At 69.7% G+C, this 16077-nt stretch carries 19 protein-coding genes; 7 read left to right on the forward strand and 12 right to left on the reverse strand.

Annotated elements, in window-relative coordinates; genetic code table 11:
• Window positions 1–44 precede the first annotated feature (44 nt).
• The 4 genes from ACGFRF_RS09270 to ACGFRF_RS09285 all read right to left on the reverse strand — a co-directional run bounded on the left by ACGFRF_RS09270 (window position 45) and on the right by ACGFRF_RS09285 (window position 3835).
• On the reverse strand, window positions 45–800 hold the full coding sequence (locus ACGFRF_RS09270; RefSeq protein WP_393737987.1) for an AIM24 family protein: 756 nt from the start codon (window positions 798–800) through the stop codon (window positions 45–47).
• 16 nt (window positions 801–816) lie between these two features.
• Entirely contained in the window at window positions 817–1497 is a 681-nt protein-coding gene (locus tag ACGFRF_RS09275; RefSeq protein WP_393737988.1) for an AIM24 family protein, read from the reverse strand.
• An 11-nt stretch (window positions 1498–1508) separates the two neighbouring features.
• On the reverse strand, window positions 1509–3095 hold the full coding sequence (locus tag ACGFRF_RS09280; RefSeq protein ID WP_393737989.1) for a TerD family protein: 1587 nt from the start codon (window positions 3093–3095) through the stop codon (window positions 1509–1511).
• A gap of 143 nt (window positions 3096–3238) precedes the next feature.
• Window positions 3239–3835 carry a M48 family metallopeptidase gene (locus ACGFRF_RS09285; protein ID WP_393737990.1) on the reverse strand — a complete coding sequence of 199 codons (597 nt, stop codon included), beginning with the start codon at window positions 3833–3835 and terminating at the stop codon, window positions 3239–3241.
• Between the two features lie 276 nt (window positions 3836–4111).
• Here ACGFRF_RS09285 and ACGFRF_RS09290 point away from each other — a divergent pair, with 276 nt between their 5' ends.
• Window positions 4112–5326, forward strand: a complete 1215-nt coding sequence (locus ACGFRF_RS09290) for a TOMM precursor leader peptide-binding protein (RefSeq protein ID WP_393737991.1) — start codon at window positions 4112–4114, stop codon at window positions 5324–5326.
• Window positions 5319–6686, forward strand: coding sequence for an ABC1 kinase family protein (locus tag ACGFRF_RS09295; RefSeq protein ID WP_393737992.1), 1368 nt, complete (start codon window positions 5319–5321; stop codon window positions 6684–6686). The genes ACGFRF_RS09290 and ACGFRF_RS09295 overlap by 8 nt, the downstream gene beginning before the upstream one ends.
• A gap of 168 nt (window positions 6687–6854) precedes the next feature.
• Here the strand turns inward: ACGFRF_RS09295 and ACGFRF_RS09300 are convergent, their stop codons facing one another.
• From ACGFRF_RS09300 to ACGFRF_RS09320, 5 genes are all read right to left on the reverse strand, one after another.
• A complete protein-coding gene (locus ACGFRF_RS09300; protein ID WP_393737993.1) occupies window positions 6855–7067 on the reverse strand; it encodes a hypothetical protein in 213 nt (70 codons plus the stop codon).
• Window positions 7068–7205: 138 nt separating this feature from the next.
• Window positions 7206–7529: a hypothetical protein gene (locus tag ACGFRF_RS09305; protein ID WP_393737994.1), complete on the reverse strand. Its 324-nt coding sequence runs from the start codon at window positions 7527–7529 to the stop codon at window positions 7206–7208.
• A complete protein-coding gene (locus ACGFRF_RS09310) occupies window positions 7526–7894 on the reverse strand; it encodes a WhiB family transcriptional regulator (protein WP_037660091.1) in 369 nt (122 codons plus the stop codon). Before ACGFRF_RS09310 ends, ACGFRF_RS09305 begins: the two co-directional genes overlap by 4 nt.
• Window positions 7895–8068: 174 nt before the next feature.
• Window positions 8069–8389 carry a hypothetical protein gene (locus ACGFRF_RS09315; protein WP_393737995.1) on the reverse strand — a complete coding sequence of 107 codons (321 nt, stop codon included), beginning with the start codon at window positions 8387–8389 and terminating at the stop codon, window positions 8069–8071.
• A 163-nt stretch (window positions 8390–8552) separates the two neighbouring features.
• A complete protein-coding gene (locus ACGFRF_RS09320; protein WP_393737996.1) occupies window positions 8553–10832 on the reverse strand; it encodes an ATP-dependent DNA helicase UvrD2 in 2280 nt (759 codons plus the stop codon).
• Window positions 10833–10957: 125 nt separating this feature from the next.
• On the opposite strand from ACGFRF_RS09320, the gene ACGFRF_RS09325 reads away from it, so the two are divergent.
• The 5 genes from ACGFRF_RS09325 (at window position 10958) to ACGFRF_RS09345 (ending at window position 13416) form a co-directional block, all read left to right on the forward strand.
• Window positions 10958–11215, forward strand: coding sequence for a mycoredoxin (locus tag ACGFRF_RS09325; protein ID WP_393737997.1), 258 nt, complete (start codon window positions 10958–10960; stop codon window positions 11213–11215).
• A 675-nt stretch (window positions 11216–11890) separates the two neighbouring features.
• Window positions 11891–12106 carry a hypothetical protein gene (locus ACGFRF_RS09330; protein WP_240656415.1) on the forward strand — a complete coding sequence of 72 codons (216 nt, stop codon included), beginning with the start codon at window positions 11891–11893 and terminating at the stop codon, window positions 12104–12106.
• Entirely contained in the window at window positions 12093–12602 is a 510-nt protein-coding gene (locus ACGFRF_RS09335; protein ID WP_393737998.1) for a DUF6879 family protein, read from the forward strand. Before ACGFRF_RS09330 ends, ACGFRF_RS09335 begins: the two co-directional genes overlap by 14 nt.
• Window positions 12603–12652: 50 nt before the next feature.
• The gene (locus ACGFRF_RS09340) at window positions 12653–13072 is read left to right on the forward strand and encodes a Scr1 family TA system antitoxin-like transcriptional regulator (protein WP_393738314.1); all 420 of its coding nucleotides are present in this window, start codon (window positions 12653–12655) and stop codon (window positions 13070–13072) included.
• Window positions 13069–13416, forward strand: coding sequence for a Scr1 family TA system antitoxin-like transcriptional regulator (locus tag ACGFRF_RS09345; RefSeq protein WP_393737999.1), 348 nt, complete (start codon window positions 13069–13071; stop codon window positions 13414–13416). The genes ACGFRF_RS09340 and ACGFRF_RS09345 overlap by 4 nt, the downstream gene beginning before the upstream one ends.
• Window positions 13417–14115: 699 nt before the next feature.
• Here the strand turns inward: ACGFRF_RS09345 and ACGFRF_RS09350 are convergent.
• The 3 genes from ACGFRF_RS09350 to ACGFRF_RS09360 form a co-directional block, all read right to left on the reverse strand.
• Window positions 14116–14700: a recombinase family protein gene (locus ACGFRF_RS09350; RefSeq protein ID WP_109361258.1), complete on the reverse strand. Its 585-nt coding sequence runs from the start codon at window positions 14698–14700 to the stop codon at window positions 14116–14118.
• A 144-nt stretch (window positions 14701–14844) separates the two neighbouring features.
• Complete coding sequence (locus ACGFRF_RS09355; RefSeq protein WP_133258143.1) at window positions 14845–15126, reverse strand: hypothetical protein; 282 nt, start codon at window positions 15124–15126, stop codon at window positions 14845–14847.
• A gap of 551 nt (window positions 15127–15677) precedes the next feature.
• Window positions 15678–16028, reverse strand: a complete 351-nt coding sequence (locus tag ACGFRF_RS09360; protein WP_393738000.1) for a hypothetical protein — start codon at window positions 16026–16028, stop codon at window positions 15678–15680.
• Window positions 16029–16077 lie beyond the last annotated feature (49 nt).

Raw genomic sequence — 16077 nt, forward strand, 5'->3', positions numbered from 1 at the left:
GCGACCGCATGGGCGGTCGCCCCTTACGTCTGCTCTCCGGACGGTCAGCTCCAGACGTTGCCTTGGTTCTGTCCGCGCGCCCCCTGCTGCCCCATGCCGAACTGGGCGGCGAGGCCCTGGCCGATCTGCGCGTTCTGCGGCGGCAACAGCTCGCTGGGCTGCACCAGCGCGAACCCGGAGCCCATGAAGCTCAGCTCCCAGCCCTCACCGGTGCTGCCGCGCCGGCGCCAGACGCCGGACGCGTGCGTCTGGGCCTGCATCTGCACGCGCAGGCCCGTCGACCAGGCGACGATGGCGTCGGCGTCGCAGTTGACGTACTTGTCGGGCGTGACCTGCATCAGCAGCGGCGCGCCCGAGGTCATCAGGGCGATCTTGCCGCGCCCGGTGATGTTCAGCTGGTACTTCCCGGAGCCGGAGATGCCGTACAGGCTGTCGACGGCGATGACCTCGTGGTGCAGCGACGAGTCCATGGCGAGGACGTACGAGCTGTCGACGGTCAGCCCGTCCTGCTCGACGTCCATGACGTGCACGTACTGGGCGAGGTTGGCGAGGTAGACCGTGCCCTGTCCGTGGCAGCGCATCAGGTCCAGGCCCTCACCGGTGTGCGCACGCGCGCGTGCCTGGTTGTTGCTGCGGTACTCGGCGTCGAACTCGACGAGTCCCTGGTAGGCGACCATGGTGCCCTTGCGGGCGAGGATGTCGTCGTGGCCCTCGAGGGTGACGCGGAGCATCTGCTTGTTCTGCAGGCTCCAGCGCTCCTGGGTCTGCAGGTCGTTGTGCGCGAAAAGCGGGCTCTGCATGTGTTCTGGCTCCCCCTCAGCCCCGGATCCGGAGGCGGTCGGTGCTGTCCTCGCTGGGCTGGACGACGACGATGCCCTGGCCGGAGAAGGCCATCTGGTAGGCCTCGCCGCTGCCCCGGCCGATCAGTGACTGCGCCTTGAAGCTGCGCTTGCCCTTGACCTTCAGGTTCGGGGACCAGGCGACGAGCGCGTCCGGGTCGACGTACGTCTCGTCCTCGCCGCCGCCGCAGTCCACGACGATCGGCTTGCCCCGGGAGGTCAGCGCGACCCAGCCCTGCCCGGAGATCTTCGTGTTCCACAGCCCCTGCCCGGCGAACTTCGCGAGCCCCTTGACGCGCTCCACACCCCAGGTGAGGTGGGCATCGAAGGCGAGCAGGTTGGTGGCGTTGACGGAGATGCCGTCGCCGTTGAGGTTGATCACGACGACGTCGGCGCCGTAGTCGGCGAGGTAGAGCAGGCCGTCGCCGGAGCACTTCATCAGCGGGGCGCCCTCGCCGGTGACCCAGTCGCGGGCGATCTGGCGGACGGCCGGCGGGTTCGGTTCGTACTGGATGAAGCCTTCGTAGGCGACCATCGACCCCACGCGCGCGAGGAGGTCGTTGCCGGTCTGCATGGCGACCTTCAGCATGTGGTTGCCGTGGTTCTCCATGCGGGCGGTGACGGGTGCGGGGGCGTAGCCCGCGAGCGGCTGGTTCATGACGGGCTCCCTCAGACCTCGTACGGCTGGACGACGATGAAGTTGCCGGGCGCGCCCCGGAACTGCAGGTTGACGCTCTCCCCGGTGTCGCCCGGATAGGCGTTGCGGCGCATCCGGACCTGGCTGGAGACGATCACCTGGGAGGCGGCCGACCAGGCGACCACCGCGTTGCAGTCGGCGAACGTCGTGGGCGTCACGGGCAGCACGACGGGCGTGCCGTGCGTCTTGACGACGATCGTGCCGGTGCCCTGGAACTGCATCGTGAACAGCGCGCCGCCCGGGATGCCGTGCCCCTCGATGCGGCGGACCTCGTACTGCAGGCTCTCGTCGAAGGCGAGGACGTTCTCGGCGGAGACGCAGATCGCGTCGCCCTGCAGCTCCACCGGGTGCAGATGGGTGGAGTTCTCGGCGAGGAACACCTGGCCCTGGCCGGTGCAGCGCATCAGCTGCATCTCCTGGCCCGTGGCGTTGCCGACGATCCGCCCGGCGAACCCGGCGCCCTTGTAGCTGAAGTCGACCTTGCCCTGGTAGAGCACCATGCTGCCCTGCCGAGCCAGCACGGGCTGGCCGCCGATGCCGAGGTCGACCCGGATCAGCTTCTTGTTCTGCTGCGTCCAGCGCTGCCCGGTGGGCGTCTCCTTGAACGCCTGGAGCGCCGCCGTCACGCCGGCGCCGCCCTGAGGGGCGCCCTGGGGCACTCCGTAGGGGGCGGCCTGCGGGCCGGGGACCTGGCCGTAGCCCGGGGGCATCGGCGCGCCGGGCTGACCGCCGTGCGGCGGCTGCGGCGGCTGGCCGTAGGGCGCGGGCGCCGGGGCCGGCGGCGGAACGGTGCCGGCGGCGGGCGGGGTGAGAGGGGCGACGACCGTCGGCGCGGCGTGCAGGTTCGGCGCGGGTGCCGGGGGCGGGGTGTGGCCGGGCGGCGGCGCGAAGCCCTGCGGGGCGGGGTACGGGGCCGGGGCGGGTGCGGGGGCGGCCGGGGCGCCGAACGCGGGCGCGGCGGCCTGGGCGGGCGGGGCGAAGCCGGGCGCGGCGCCGGACTGCGGCTGCTGGGGGGCGGCGGGCGCCTCCTCCTCCAGCACCTCACCGCCGAAGTTCTTCAGCAGCGCTTCCAGGCCGCCGTCGAAGCCCTGTCCGACGGCGGCGAACCGCCAGCCGTCCTTGAAGTAGAAGTCGCCGAGCATCACGGCCCGCTCGGTGGAGAACTCCGAGCCGTCGAAGGAGTAGCGGGCGACCTCCTCGCCGCCGGCCACGATGCGCAGGTATCCGGGAGCGATCTGCGACATCTGGCCCGCGCCGTCGACGGTCGCCGTGAAGGACAGCTTGCGGATCTGCGCCGGGATCCGGTCGAGCGTGACCCGGAACGACTCCGTGTCTCCCGCCTGGGCACCCAGCAGCTGGATGGACTCCTCCGGGGACTTCGGCTGGTTGAAGAAGACGAAGTACCGGTCGTCCGACAGGCGCTCGTCGGCGTCCAGACCGAAGCAGCTGATGTCGAAGGTCAGTCCGGGTCCGGAGATCTGCACGCCTACGTACAGATCCGTGCCCGCCGTCAGGTCACTGATCCTGGCCTTGTGGCCGCGTTGGAATTCCCTGGCCATGCGTTACGACCGTCCCCCATCCCGAATGTGAGTGCGTCGCGCCAGGCTAACGGCAACGGCGGACATCGGCCCCGGTCGGACCCGGTCGGTACAGACCCGGTACACAACCGCACCGGACCGCTCAGCCGGGCCGGCCGCAACGCTCACTCGTCCCGCGCGCCGGGCGCGTGCGGCAGCCGTTCGGCCGCGACCACCCCTTCGAGATAGCCGCGGGCCCGCTCCGTGCGCGGATAGGCCTCCAGCAGCCGCCAGAAGTCGGGGCCGTGGCCGGGGACCAGCAGATGGGCCAGCTCGTGGCAGAGGACGTAGTCGATGACGTACTCCGGCATGCCCTGCAGGCGGTGCGAGAGCCGGATGCTGCCCTCCGCGGGGGTGCACGAACCCCAGCGGGTGTTCTGATTGGTGACCCAGCGCACGGAGGCGGGCCGGGCCCGGCCGCCGAGGTACTGGTCCGACAACCGCTCGGCGCGCTCGGCCAGCTCGGCGTCGCCGAGCAGCCGCTTGCTCTCCTGGGCGGCGAGTTTCTCGAGCATGACGGTCACCCAGCGCTGCTCCTCCGCCTTGGACATCCGGGCGGGGATCAGCACGACGGTGCGATCGCCCTCGCGGTACGCGGAGACCGTCCGGCGGCGCCGGGCACTCCTGCGGACCTCGATCGCGCTCGCCCCCGAGCCGCGGGGCGGCTGGCTCGTCGTGCTGCGCTGTGGCTTTCCGGCGCGGTGCAGTGGGTCGGCGGGCACGCCCCGACGTTACCCGCTGGGCGTGGGCAAAGTCCCGGCTCCGGGACGGTTCGACGCTGATCCCCCACCATGCGTTTGATTCGTAGGACGGATCCGTAAGCCGGTTTTGTACTACTTTGCCCCGACTGATTTGTATGACGAACATCCCCTGCCTGTGGACAACCTGCGGCACCCGGCGCACGGTCCAGGCATGCTGGCAGGCGTCGGCGGGGACCGTGACCGGTTCCGTCGGCGAACGGACGTTCCGGGATGTTCCTAGGGATACGGGGGCCAGACATGCATCCGATGGTGAAGCCGGCGCTCCGGCGCGGCTGGCGCGATCTCGACACCGTGCAGTTCGGGATGACCCCGGCGCACGCGCTGACGCTGGGGCCGATGGACACGGCGACGGGCAGCTTCCTTGAGCTGCTCAACGGCACTCGGGGACTGCCGCTGCTGCGCGAGGAGGGCCGCCGGATGAACCTGCCGGACGGCCGTGTCGACGCGCTGGTGGAACGGCTGGCCCGCGCGGGCCTCGTCGACGACGCGCGCGGCGGCGGACCGGCCGCGGACGCCCTGCGGGAGAAGGAGGACGTCCTGCAGCGGCTGCGCCCCGACCTCGCGTCGCTGACCCTGACCACCTCCGAGCCGGGCGACGCGCTCGCCCGGCTCGCCGCTCGCCGTGCACTGCGGGTGCAGGTCCGGGGCGCCGGTCGGGTCGGCGCGGTGCTGGCGTCGGTGCTGGCGGGCGCCGGCGTCGGCGAGGTCGACGTACGCGACGTGGGCCGCGTGGAGCCCTGGGACGTGGCACCGGGCGGGCTGCCCGCCGAGTCCCTCGGCGAGCGCCGGGACGCGGCGGCGCGGGCCGCCGTCCGCCGCGCGGCGCCGGACCGCCCGCCGCGCCGCCCGCACTCCCCCGGCTCCGGCGCCGAGGACCCCGGCCTTTCCCTGGTGATCCTCACACCCCGGGACGACGTGGCCGTGCACGCACCCGATCCGTCCACCGCCGAACCGCTCATGGCCTCCGGAACGCCCCACCTGTACGCCGGTGTCGTGGAGGGCACGGGCGTCGTCGGTCCGCTCGTCCTGCCCGGCGAGTCGAGCTGCGCCGGCTGTCTGCAGGAGAACCGCACGGACCGGGACCCGGCCTGGCCCCGGCTGGTCTCCCAGTGGCGGTCCGGCCGGGCCCGCCAGGTCGGTGCCTGCGATCTCACGCTGGCCACGGCGGTCGCCGGACTGGCCGCGGCGCACGCCCTGGCCTTCCTCGACGGCGAGTCGCCATCCGGCATCGGGGTCCGCTGGGAGGTGTCCGTACCCGGCCTGAACTGGCATTCCCGGCCGGTCTGGCCACATCCGGCATGCGGATGCGGTGCGGCGGAGAGAGGTAAAAAGGAGCACTCCTCAACCGGAGGGCAGCCACGCGCGACAATGGCGGTGCAACGGCCGTCGCCGGAGCGACGACGCGAGGCAGGCGCAGCGCGGCCGACTGGGACTTGGAGGGCGCATGTCTGATCTTCCCCGGAAGGCGGTCACCCGGACCGCCAAGCTCGCCGCGCTCCCGCTCGGCTTCGCCGGCCGGGCGACCTGGGGGCTGGGCAAGCGGATCGTGGGCGAGTCCGCGGAGATCGTCGGCCGGGAGCTGCAACAGCGGACGGCGGAGCAGCTGTTCAAGGTGCTCGGGGAGCTCAAGGGCGGCGCGATGAAGTTCGGGCAGGCCCTGTCCGTCTTCGAGTCCGCGCTGCCCGAGGAGATCGCCGGCCCCTACCGCGCGGCCCTGACCAAGCTCCAGGAGGCGGCACCGCCGATGCCGACCCGCACGGTGCACGCCGTGCTGGCGGAGCGGCTGGGGCCGGACTGGCGCGACCTGTTCGAGGAGTTCGACGACAAGCCGGCGGCCGCGGCCTCGATCGGCCAGGTGCACCGGGCGGTGTGGCACGACGGCCGCGAGGTGGCCGTCAAGGTGCAGTACCCGGGCGCCGGCGAGGCCCTGCTGTCCGATCTCGGCCAACTGAGCCGTTTCGCTCGGCTGCTGGGGCCGCTCATCCCGGGCATGGACATCAAGCCGCTCATCGCGGAACTGAAGGACCGCGTCTCCGAGGAGCTGGACTACGGGCTGGAGGCCCAGGCCCAGAACGCGCACGCCGAGGAGTTCGCGGACGACCCGGACGTGGTGGTCCCCGCGGTGGTGCACCAGTGCGAGCAGGTCCTGGTGACCGAGTGGATCGACGGCATCCCGCTGTCGGAGATCATCGCGGGCGGCACCCAGGAGCAGCGCGACCGGGCCGGTCAGCTGCTCGCCCGCTTCCTGTTCTCCGGCCCGGCCCGCACCGGCCTGCTGCACGCCGACCCCCATCCCGGCAACTTCCGTCTGCTGCCCGGTGGCCCGGCCGGTGAGGACGACTGGCGCCTGGGCGTCCTGGACTTCGGCACGGTCGACCGGCTCCCCGGCGGACTGCCCCTGCCGATCGGCGTCTCGCTGCGGTTGACGCTGGACGGCGACGCCGAGTCGGTCTACGAACTGCTCTGCGAGGAGGGGTTCGTGAAGGAGTCCATAGAGCTGGACCCCGACGCCGTCCTGGACTACCTGCTGCCGATCATCGAGCCGGCCCGGGTGGAGGCGTTCACCTTCACCCGCTCCTGGATGCGCAGCCAGGCCGCCCGCATCGCCGACCCCCGCTCCCCCGCCTATCAGCTGGGCAAACGGCTCAACCTGCCGCCCGCCTACCTGCTGATCCACCGGGTGACCCTCAGCACGATCGGGGTGCTGTGCCAGCTGGGCGCCACGGTACGGCTGCGCGAGGAACTGCAGGAGTGGCTGCCGGGCTTCCTGCCCGAGGACGACCCGGCCGAGGAGGAGCCGGCCGGCGCATGACCGACAGCCACCGCCACCGGCCTGCCGAGGCCCTGCCCCGCGGCTGACGCCCCGGCGTCGGCCGGCCCCCGGGGCCGGCCGACGGTGACCGCATGGGATCGCGTTGCCGTCGGCACCGGCACCGTACCGACGAGCTCCCCCCGGTCGCCGGAAAGGGGGCTCACGGACTCACCACCAGGACGAGTCCAGTCGGCCCTCGATCGCCCGGAGGTTCTGCCTGGAACACCTTTCGCAGAAGTACCGGCGGATGCCGTTCTCCACGGAGCAGATCCAGGTGACCGGCTGGGGTCCGTCGGCGGGGGTGCAGCAGCGGGCGCAGACGACAGGGCCCTGCTCCGGGGTGGAGCCGCCCTGATCGCTGTCCCCGGGAAGACTCGTCACCCGGCGACGATGACCCCGCGCCGGTGGTTCGCCGCGCACAACGCACTGCGGGGGCCGGTCCGTTCGACCGGACCGGCCCCCGCGGAGAAGACTTCACCTCCCCGGGCCGGGAGGTCCACCGCTTCTCAGGTGTGCTGATTACTGCATGACGGCCATGGCGAGCGCGCGGCGGGCGCGCATCGAGGCGCGCTCGGCCCGGCGCTGCATCCGCTGGGCGACCGCCAGGCGCATGGCCCGGCGTTCGCTCACGGCCTCATGGAGGCGCTCGTGCATATGCGCACGAGCCAGGGCTTCTTGCATGAGTTGCATCTCTCGGTTCCTGTTCTGACGCGCTTCGGTAGCGCCGGTGGTGGTGAAGTCTGGGGTCGCGGAGCCGGTGGGCTCGCTGGTGGACGGCTTCATCGGGGCCTGCTTCTTGGGGTCGTGCGTGAGGGGGCGATCGATCGTTCCTGCGGTGTTCATGCTGTGACCGGGTTCTTCCGCGGGCGACCACGCGGCCGCTTCCGGGCGACGACGACACCCTGGACGAACAGCTCGCCACCCCAGACGCCCCAGGGCTCACGCCGCTCCTTCGCGCCGGCGAGGCAGGCCTCCATCAGCGGGCAGGTGCGGCAGAGGGACTTGGCGTACTCGACGTCCGCGGGCGACTCGGCGAAGAAGACCTCCGGGTCGTAGGAACGGCACGGGACGGGTACGCCGAGGTTCTCGATGGCGTCGTCGAGCGCGGTGAGCGCGGTGAGGGGGATCAAGGTGGAGTCCTCCGTGAGGCCGGGCGGGGGGATCGTTTGTGAAGGCGGTACGGACGGGGCGTGCGCTTCGAGTTGCACGGTTCGTCTTCCTCGTCTGGTCGGTCCGGCCGGTTGACCGGGTGTCGGCTGGGTACCGGGTTCTTTTCTTGTCCCGAGGCCCCTTCGCTCCGTCGTCCCCGTTCGGGGAAAACAGAAGGGCCGCGGATCCCGGGTGGGGTTCCGCGGCCCTGAAGGCGCCGGCCTGATCGGCGATCAGGCTGGATCACTCCAGGGTTCTGGCCCACGGAAGGCCCACATCAGGTCGTGCTGCGTCGTCTGCTTCCGGAATCCGGCACCGGCCGCCGCAAAGGCATAGGCATGTGCCTGTGCCGCTACCGCTTCCAGTGCCTTGGTCGGTCGCTCATTGCGCTCGCGGACGGGAAGGCCCGCGAGAGACAGGGAGGACGCCGGACGGACGGCAGGAATGCCGGACAGACCGGTGCCCTGGTTCGAGGCGCCGAGGATGCACGTGGAGACGGTCGAGCGATCGGTCAGTTTGGCCGTGCTGATGGTGCTGAAGTTGATGCTGATCACTGGACTCGCCTCCTCTCGGCGTCTCAGGGACTGGGTGAACCAGTCCGCTCGGGTGTGCAAGTACATCACGGAAGCCGGGCCTTGGAGAAGGCCGCTGCTTCCGTGCCTAGAACCTATGGGGATTGCTGGCGCATGCGCAAACTATTTTTTCGACGAGTTCGCATCAATCGCTCTCCCCGTCTTCTTCGGGTTCCCGGCCTGCGCAGATGGCCAGAACGTCGGCTCCGTAGCTGCGCAACTTGCGGCTGAGGACGCCAGGGATGCGGGAGAGTTCGGCGGGGCTCTCCGGTCGCGCCTCGGCGATGGCCATCAAGGTCCGGTCGGTGAAGACGCAGAAGTCCGGCTGCCCGCTGCGCCCGGCCTGGACCGCCCGCCACTCCCGCAGCCGTTCGTAGAGCCCTTCGTCCATGTCCGAGGGGCAGTCCTCGCAGCGCATCAGCTTCATCTCGCCCGCGTCGGTCAGCGTGCGCCCGCAGACCCGGCAGCGGGCCGGGGTGCGCTGCGTGCGCCGGGGAACGGCGACGGTTCCCCCGGCGACCCCGCGCTCGACTCCTCCACCGGCGCCGGCGCCGGTGTGGCCGACGGTGGCGGTGGTGCCGGGGCGCAGGCCGTCGAGGAAGCGGCTGGGCCGGCGGCCCGGTCGGCCGCCGGGTGAACGGGACAGCGCCCAGGAGACATGGAGCCGTTCCCGGGCCCGGGTCACGCCGACGTAGAGGAGGCGGCGTTCCTCCTCGACCTGCTCATCGGTCTTGGCGTAGGTGATGGGCAGCATGCCCTCGGCGACGCCGACCAGGAAGACGACGTCCCACTCCAGGCCCTTGGCGGCGTGCAAGGACGCGAGGGTGACGCCCTGGACGGTCGGGGCGTGCTGGGCGCTCGCCCGCTCGTCCAGCTCCGCCACGAAGTCGCCGAGGGTGGCGCCGGGCTTGGCGGCGGCGAGGTCCTGGGCGAGGTTGACCAGCGCGGCCAAGGACTCCCAGCGCTCTCGGACCGCGCCGGAACCGGCCGGCGGCTGGGTGGTCCAGCCCTCCCCGGACAGCACCGCACGCACCTGCGAGGGCAGGTCCACCGCGTCGTCGAGCAGGGAGTCGTTGCCGCCGAAGCGGGCCGCGCCGCGCAGGGCGACGCCGGCCTTGCGCACCTCGGGCCGGTCGAAGAAGCGCTCGGCACCGCGCAACTGGTAGGGGACCCCGGCGTCGGCGAGCGCCTGCTCGTAGGTCTCGGACTGGGCGTTCGTACGGAACAGGACGGCGATCTCGGCGGCCGGGACGCCCGCGTCGATCAGCTCGCGGATGCGACGGGCGGCGCCCTCCGCCTCGGCGGGCTCGTCGGTGTACTCCGTATAGACGGGCTCGGGGCCCGGGGCGCGCTGGGAGACCAGTTCCAGCCGGTGGTCGGCGGCGCGGCCGCGGGCCTGGGCGAGCAGGCCGTTGGCGAGGTGGACGACCTGGGGCGTGGAGCGGTAGTCGCGGACCAGCTTCACGACGGTGGCGCCGGGATGCCGGGCCCGGAAGTCGAGCAGATGGTCGGGGGTTGCTCCCGTGAACGAGTAGATGGTCTGACTGGCGTCACCGACGACGCAGAGGTTGTCGCGGTCGCCGAGCCACAGCTCCAGCAGCCGCTGCTGCAGGGGGCTGACGTCCTGGTACTCGTCGACCACGAAGTGCTGGTACTGCGCGCGGACCTGTTCGGCGATGTCGTTCCGGTCCTGGAGGATGGCGACGGTCAGCAGCAGGACGTCCTCGAAGTCGATCACGCCACGGTCGCGCTTGAGGTCCTCGTAGGCCGCGTAGAGGTGGGCGACCTCGGCGGGGTCGCGGGGGGCCTCGCGACCGGCCTTCGCAGCCGCGTACGGGTAGTCGGCGGGCACCGTCTGGGTGACCTTGGACCACTCGATCTCGGCGGTGACGTCCCGCAGCTCGCCCCGGTCGAGCCTGGTGCCGCACGCGGCGGCCGCGTCGGCGACGAGCTGGATCTTGCGGTCGACGAGCCGGGGCATGCCGCCACCGACCGCTTTCGGCCAGAAGTACTGGAGCTGGCGCAGGGCGGCCGAGTGGAAGGTGCGGGCCTGGACGCCGTGGGCGCCGAGCTGGCGCAGTCGGCCGCGCATCTCTCCGGCGGCGCGGTTGGTGAAGGTGACGGCCAGCACGCTGGACGGCTGCAGGATCCCGGCGCGCACCCCGTAGGCGATGCGGTGGGTGATCGCCCGCGTCTTGCCCGTACCCGCCCCGGCCAGCACGCACACCGGCCCGTGCAGGGCGGTGGCCACCTCGCGCTGCTCGGGGTCGAGCCCTTCGAGCACCGCGTCGGCCCCGCTCGGCGGAGCCGAGTACGGAGAACCACCGGTGCCCTGTGGGAAGAGGGTGGAGTGCGTTGCTGCTGTCACACCGCCATGCTGCCAGGTCGCCGGAGACTGCCGTGCCGGTTGTCCACAGGCGGGCACCCGCAGTCGTATTAATGCGGCAGGGCTCACACCCGGAGCGCATACCCCGGGTGGGAATGGTGGCCCGGTCGCTTACGTTCTCTTCCTGGACGACCTTTCCGAGCTGCCTGAGGAGCGCGAGAGACATGCAGGGCACTGTGACGATGTACAGCACGACTTGGTGCGGTTACTGCCGGCGGCTGAAGAGCCAGCTGGAGCGGGAGGGCATCGCCTACACCGAGATCAACATCGAGCAGGACCCCGACTCCGCGGCGTTCGTGGAGAAGGCGAACGGCGGAAACCAGACGGTCCCGACCGTCCAGGTAGTTCCCTCCAGTGGTGGCACTGAGGTCGTGATGACGAACCCGAGCCTCGCCCAGGTGAAGCAGGCGCTCGGCGTCTGATCGCAGTCAAGAAGCAGCCCTCGTACCTACACGGTCGGGGGCCGCTTCTTTTGATGGAGCTACTGCTACTTCCAGCGCATCAGCTCCGCAAGGGCTCGGATGATCTCTGGTCGATGTCCCGGCTCCGCATCCTTCAAGGCGATCATCAGAGCCACCAGCCTCGGGATTACCAGGACCGCCGCAACCGCCAACAACATGTACGACCCTGAAACGGCCAGCTCCTGCATGACGGCCCACACAGCGCCCCCTCCTGGACGGTCTGATCGCCGTCTTCGAAAAGGGTGAGCTGGCTGCAACAACCTCAACGAAGACAGCCGGAAGTCTGTCTGTAGTCACAGCCACCCGCGAGCCGCGCCCCCACTGGCACGTGGGGGTGTTCGTTGAGGTCGTGTAGTACCGACCAGTTCTTCAATTGAGCGGGTGTGGCACGCCTCTCCAAGGTGCCAACTGCGTAACCCTGCCCCATGCCGACACGGCGGGACGCCGACTAGCACATGAGCCTAGGGTCAAGCAGCTTGCACGCTACGTTACATGGGGCCCGGCTTGCACCGCCAACCCTCCTGGAAACGCGACCGGAGGATCTTTCCTGTTCTGGAAAGTCGGAGATCTTGACCCTGCTGTCGGCAGGTCGGGAGCATCGAATGGGACAAGGACTGTCGACGTGAGGGGGAAGCCGTGGGCACACCGCTGCGGAAGCTGTCGGGAGACCCGGACTGCAAGAACGGCACGTGCCCGACGCTGTGGGGTACGGACGATGGCAAGGACTACGTGGTGCAGGGTTACGTGATCACCGACCCTGAGCGGCTGGCACAGCTCGATCTCCCCGAGGGAGAGACGGCCGTCATGGTCCCGGCCGGCGTACTTGAGGAGTACTTCCGTGCTCAGCGGTGAGGAGTTCGGCCGTCTCTTCGAGAGCTTCGAGCGGACCGCGTTCCGGATGGAGACGCTCGACGTGTATGACGTGGAGGAGGAGCGGGAGGAGATCGCTCGGTTCCTCGCGGGTGAGGACATGGGCCCGGAGTGGAGCGACAACCCATGGGTGCGCTCGATGACCGACAAGGGCAAGAGCGTGTCCCGCGTTCATGTCTTGCGCTCCCCTCTGACTGACTACCTGCGTTACGAGCTGTCGGCTTACCCCGGCAACATCAAGGCCGGGGAGTCCATCGGAATCATCGACCTTGCCGAGCAGAAGGTGACCGGCCTGCCCGATCACGACTTTTGGCTCTTCGACGACCGTGACGTGTACCGCATGCACTACACCCCCGAGGGCAAGTTCATCGGCGGTGAACTCCTGCCTACCGGCCGGCTGAGGGAGTACCAGGGTTACCGCGACCTGGCGCTCACCCGCGCCGTGCCGTTCGCGGCCTACTGGGAGCGGCATCACTGACCACGGAGTCGATCGGGAGAGCCCTGCGGGCACTGCGGGAAGCATCGGGACTGACCGGTGACGCGGTAGCCCGCAGGGCTTCCATGTCCGCAGGGAAGCTCTCGAAGATCGAGAACGGCCGGACCCTGCCCACCCTTCAGGACGTCGATCTGATCCTGTCCGCGCTCGGCGTCTCGGACACAGCAACTGCCCGAGCCGAGGTCACCGAGGCCACAGCGTGGCGCCTGCTGCGCCGCATGGGCCCCTGGAAGCACCAGAACACCATCAAGGCCATCGAGGCCAACACAGCCGCTCTCAGACTGTTTCAGGGGCAACTCATCCCCGGACTCCTCCAGACCCCGGAGTACGCCACGGCAGTGTTCTCCCTGCCCCCAGCTTTGCCGGACGAGACCAGGGCTCGGACGGTGGCAGCGAGGATGGAAAACGGCAGGCGACGCTCTACGAAGACGGCCGGTCGTTCTACTTCGTGATCTGTGAGCACGTCCTGCGGTGGCTGATCTGTGAGCCAGTCGTCATGGCGGTACAACTTGATCGGCTCGTATCCCTGTCCCGCCTTCCGAACGTGACCGTTGGGGTGGTGCCCCTGGCTGGTCGGATGCCGGACTTCCCCATGACGTGCTTCAGCATCCACGATGACCGGCTTGTGATCGTCGAGACGTTCCACTCGGAGATCACGACACGGGACCCGAGGGACATACAGACGTACGTCGACACCTTCGAGCGGTTCGCCGACGTGGCGCTCTTCGGCGATGACATGCGCGCCCTGGTCGAGAGGATCCGAGACGAGTTCTTGCCTCAACAGGAAAGAACGTAGGGCCGCTTCGCTGGAGCCCCAAGGATGGATCGCAGCAAGATCCAGGCGGGGAGGCCGTACAGGATGAGCACACCGAAGACGACGATGGCGGAGCCGGTGCACGTGACAGCTCCAGGCCCGGAGCCGGACCCCGTGGCAGGCTGCCGCGAGTGCCTCGGTATCGCGGTGACCCGAACCAACGCCCGATCGGTTGGCGACTACTCGAAGGCGTCAGATGCGAACGTCGTACTCCGTACGCACCTGCGGGAAGAACACGAGGCCGAGTGATGGTGCGCTCCGTCATGCGGTACGTGAAGCACAGGATCACGCAACACCCGGACACTGACGTGACCTTCGAAGCGGAGTGCCTTCACTGCAAGTGGACGGCCACGCCTGCCACGGATGGCGCGGCGGTCGATGTGGAGTGCATGAGCCACACGGGCCGGAGTGGGCACAAGGGCTTCAGACGGATCTGCACGTCGTTCGCGATGGTGGTCCGGGAAGAGTGATCGACAGCCCCCCGGCGCACTGAGGGACGGCGAGCACCACGACCGAGGTACGCCAGAGGGGGTTCGAGGGACACACCCCTGCCCCTGCCCCCTGTCGCCTTCCCCCGTGGTCGGCAGGGGCGTCACACCTGTCAGACGGCGTTACACGTCGTGCGTGACAACGGCCCCTGGCGTGAGCCGAGGGCCTGTCGCAAGCCGTTGTGCGCCTGTCTCAGGCGCTCTCTCCAAGGTGGCGGTAGAGGGTGGCTCGGGAGATCCCTAGAGCCTTGGCGATGGCGCTCACGCTCTCGCCCCTGGCCTTCCTCGCACGGGCCACGGTGAGCACGTCCTCATCGACGACGGACGGCCGCCCGCCTGTACGCCCCTGCGCTCTGGCTGCGTCCAGTCCTGCGCGAGTGCGCTCCTTGATGAGGCTGCGCTCGAACTCCGCCATGGCCCCGACCACCTGAAGCATGAGACGGCCGTCCGCCGTACCAGGGTCGATGTTGGCCAGTGCACCCGTGAGCACCTGGAACCCGATGCCGCGCTCTCGAAGGGTGTCGACCATGGTCACAAGGTCGATGAGCGACCGGGCGAACCGGTCGAGCTTCCACACACACAGGGTGTCGCCGGGTCTGGCGTAGTCCAGTGCGGCCGTGAGCTCTGGCCGGTTGGTGTTCTTGCCCGATGCCTTGTCCTCGAAGATGCGGGCGCACCCTGCGGCTGTCAGTGCGTCGCGCTGCAACTGCGCTTCCTGGTCATCGGTAGAGACGCGGGCGTATCCGATGAGCTGACCGGTGATCGTGTTCGTCGTCATGGCCGGGACTGTCTCAGAACTCGTCTCAATACATCAAGCCTGAGACGGGAGTTTCGAGACGGGTTTTGAACAGTGCTGCGCCCCCTTCCGGGGCGCCTTCCGTCTCGTCTCACAAACCTTGGTTTTCGAGACGCCCGTTACTGATCACGCTGCGCCACGGTCGGGCGAGACGGAGACGAGCATCGGCCCGGCTGCCTTGCTCCATGTCCCGCCCTGCGACAGGGCCGACTGTCCTTCGGTTCGCAGACCCTTGACCACGGGGGCGAGGAAGGTTTCCTGCCAGTGCTGCATCGCATCGGCAGTCATACCGCTCGCCTCAACAACGGCTCTGACTCGCGCTTCCAGTACCGCTGCGCCCTCTTGTATGTCGGCTCCGGTCCATGCGTCCGCGTGCTCGCCTGCCAGTGCCCAAGACATCTTGATCATGGCTGCATCGTAGGAGCGGAGAGCAGAGCAGCCGAGAGCCATAGCGGGTGGGGTATGACCCCTTGAAGGGGCCTCGACTCACCGCCGGGTCTTACCGGCTCAAATCCTGCCACGGTTTCAGGGCCTTTCAGGCTGGCCGGTACTCCAGCCGGCTGCGGCGTAGCGCCTGGTCAAGGGCTTGTGCTGCCTCCTTGGCGACGGCGAAGGAGTGCACAGAACGAAGCCTTACGTCCTTGCCTGTGGGGCGCGGCAGCGCCCCCCTTGGGCTTGCTCCTGTCGGCCCCTGCGGGGCCGCACTGTCGTAGAGGCTTCGGGCTGTGGCGGCCATCCGGCCGCCCATGCCGCTTACTACTTCGCCGATGCCTGTCTCTTGGGGCGCTGCCGCGCCCCCACTCCGCTTGCCGTAGGGCGCGAAGCCGCTTCCTTCTGTCGGCCCCTGCGGGGCCGCAACTGGGAGGGGTAACAGAAGAGAGAGCGAGCGAACCTTTCCGCAGGTCACTGCCCATGCCGCTACACGTACGGCGTGTGCTGGCTACACCTGCGGTGTGTGGTCACCGGTCCTGATGGACGCGGCACGGTACCGGTGCACCCTTCCCCTTCTGGAAGAAGTGATTACCAAGGACAAGGCAAGCGGCTCCCGACCGGGGCGAGACGAGCCCAAACCTCTTGGCGCGGTTGACCGCGTTGGTCGTGCTCTGGTCGGACAGGGGCTTGCCCTCCTTGCCCAGCAGAGCGGCCAGCTTCCCAGGGTCGAAGGCTGCATGACCCTGGCGGTCAGCCCAGCCCAGTGCAGCGAAGTGCACTCGGTAGGCGAGCGGGTGCCAGGGTTCCTGCGCCATGCGCCGGTACTCGCGCTGGGAGACTCCGCCCCACGGGCGGTCATGACCGAAGCTGATGGCCACTGGTTGCGGCTCCTTCCTGTGAGGCGCACACGGGTGCGCCAGCGACCCC

This window comes from Streptomyces sp. NPDC048521, assembly GCF_043199855.1.
Classification (GTDB): domain Bacteria; phylum Actinomycetota; class Actinomycetes; order Streptomycetales; family Streptomycetaceae; genus Streptomyces.

Bases quoted from the DNA above. Each gene is read 5' to 3' on its own strand.
- ACGFRF_RS09270 (WP_393737987.1), bottom strand. From the start codon at position 800: ATGCAGAGCCCGCTTTTCGCGCACAACGACCTGCAGACCCAGGAGCGC.
- ACGFRF_RS09275 (WP_393737988.1), bottom strand. From the start codon at position 1,497: ATGAACCAGCCGCTCGCGGGCTACGCCCCCGCACCCGTCACCGCCCGC.
- ACGFRF_RS09280 (WP_393737989.1), bottom strand. From the start codon at position 3,095: ATGGCCAGGGAATTCCAACGCGGCCACAAGGCCAGGATCAGTGACCTG.
- ACGFRF_RS09290 (WP_393737991.1), top strand. From the start codon at position 4,112: ATGCATCCGATGGTGAAGCCGGCGCTCCGGCGCGGCTGGCGCGATCTC.
- ACGFRF_RS09295 (WP_393737992.1), top strand. From the start codon at position 5,319: ATGTCTGATCTTCCCCGGAAGGCGGTCACCCGGACCGCCAAGCTCGCC.
- ACGFRF_RS09305 (WP_393737994.1), bottom strand. From the start codon at position 7,529: ATGAACACCGCAGGAACGATCGATCGCCCCCTCACGCACGACCCCAAG.
- ACGFRF_RS09325 (WP_393737997.1), top strand. From the start codon at position 10,958: ATGCAGGGCACTGTGACGATGTACAGCACGACTTGGTGCGGTTACTGC.
- ACGFRF_RS09350 (WP_109361258.1), bottom strand. From the start codon at position 14,700: ATGACGACGAACACGATCACCGGTCAGCTCATCGGATACGCCCGCGTC.
- ACGFRF_RS09355 (WP_133258143.1), bottom strand. From the start codon at position 15,126: ATGATCAAGATGTCTTGGGCACTGGCAGGCGAGCACGCGGACGCATGG.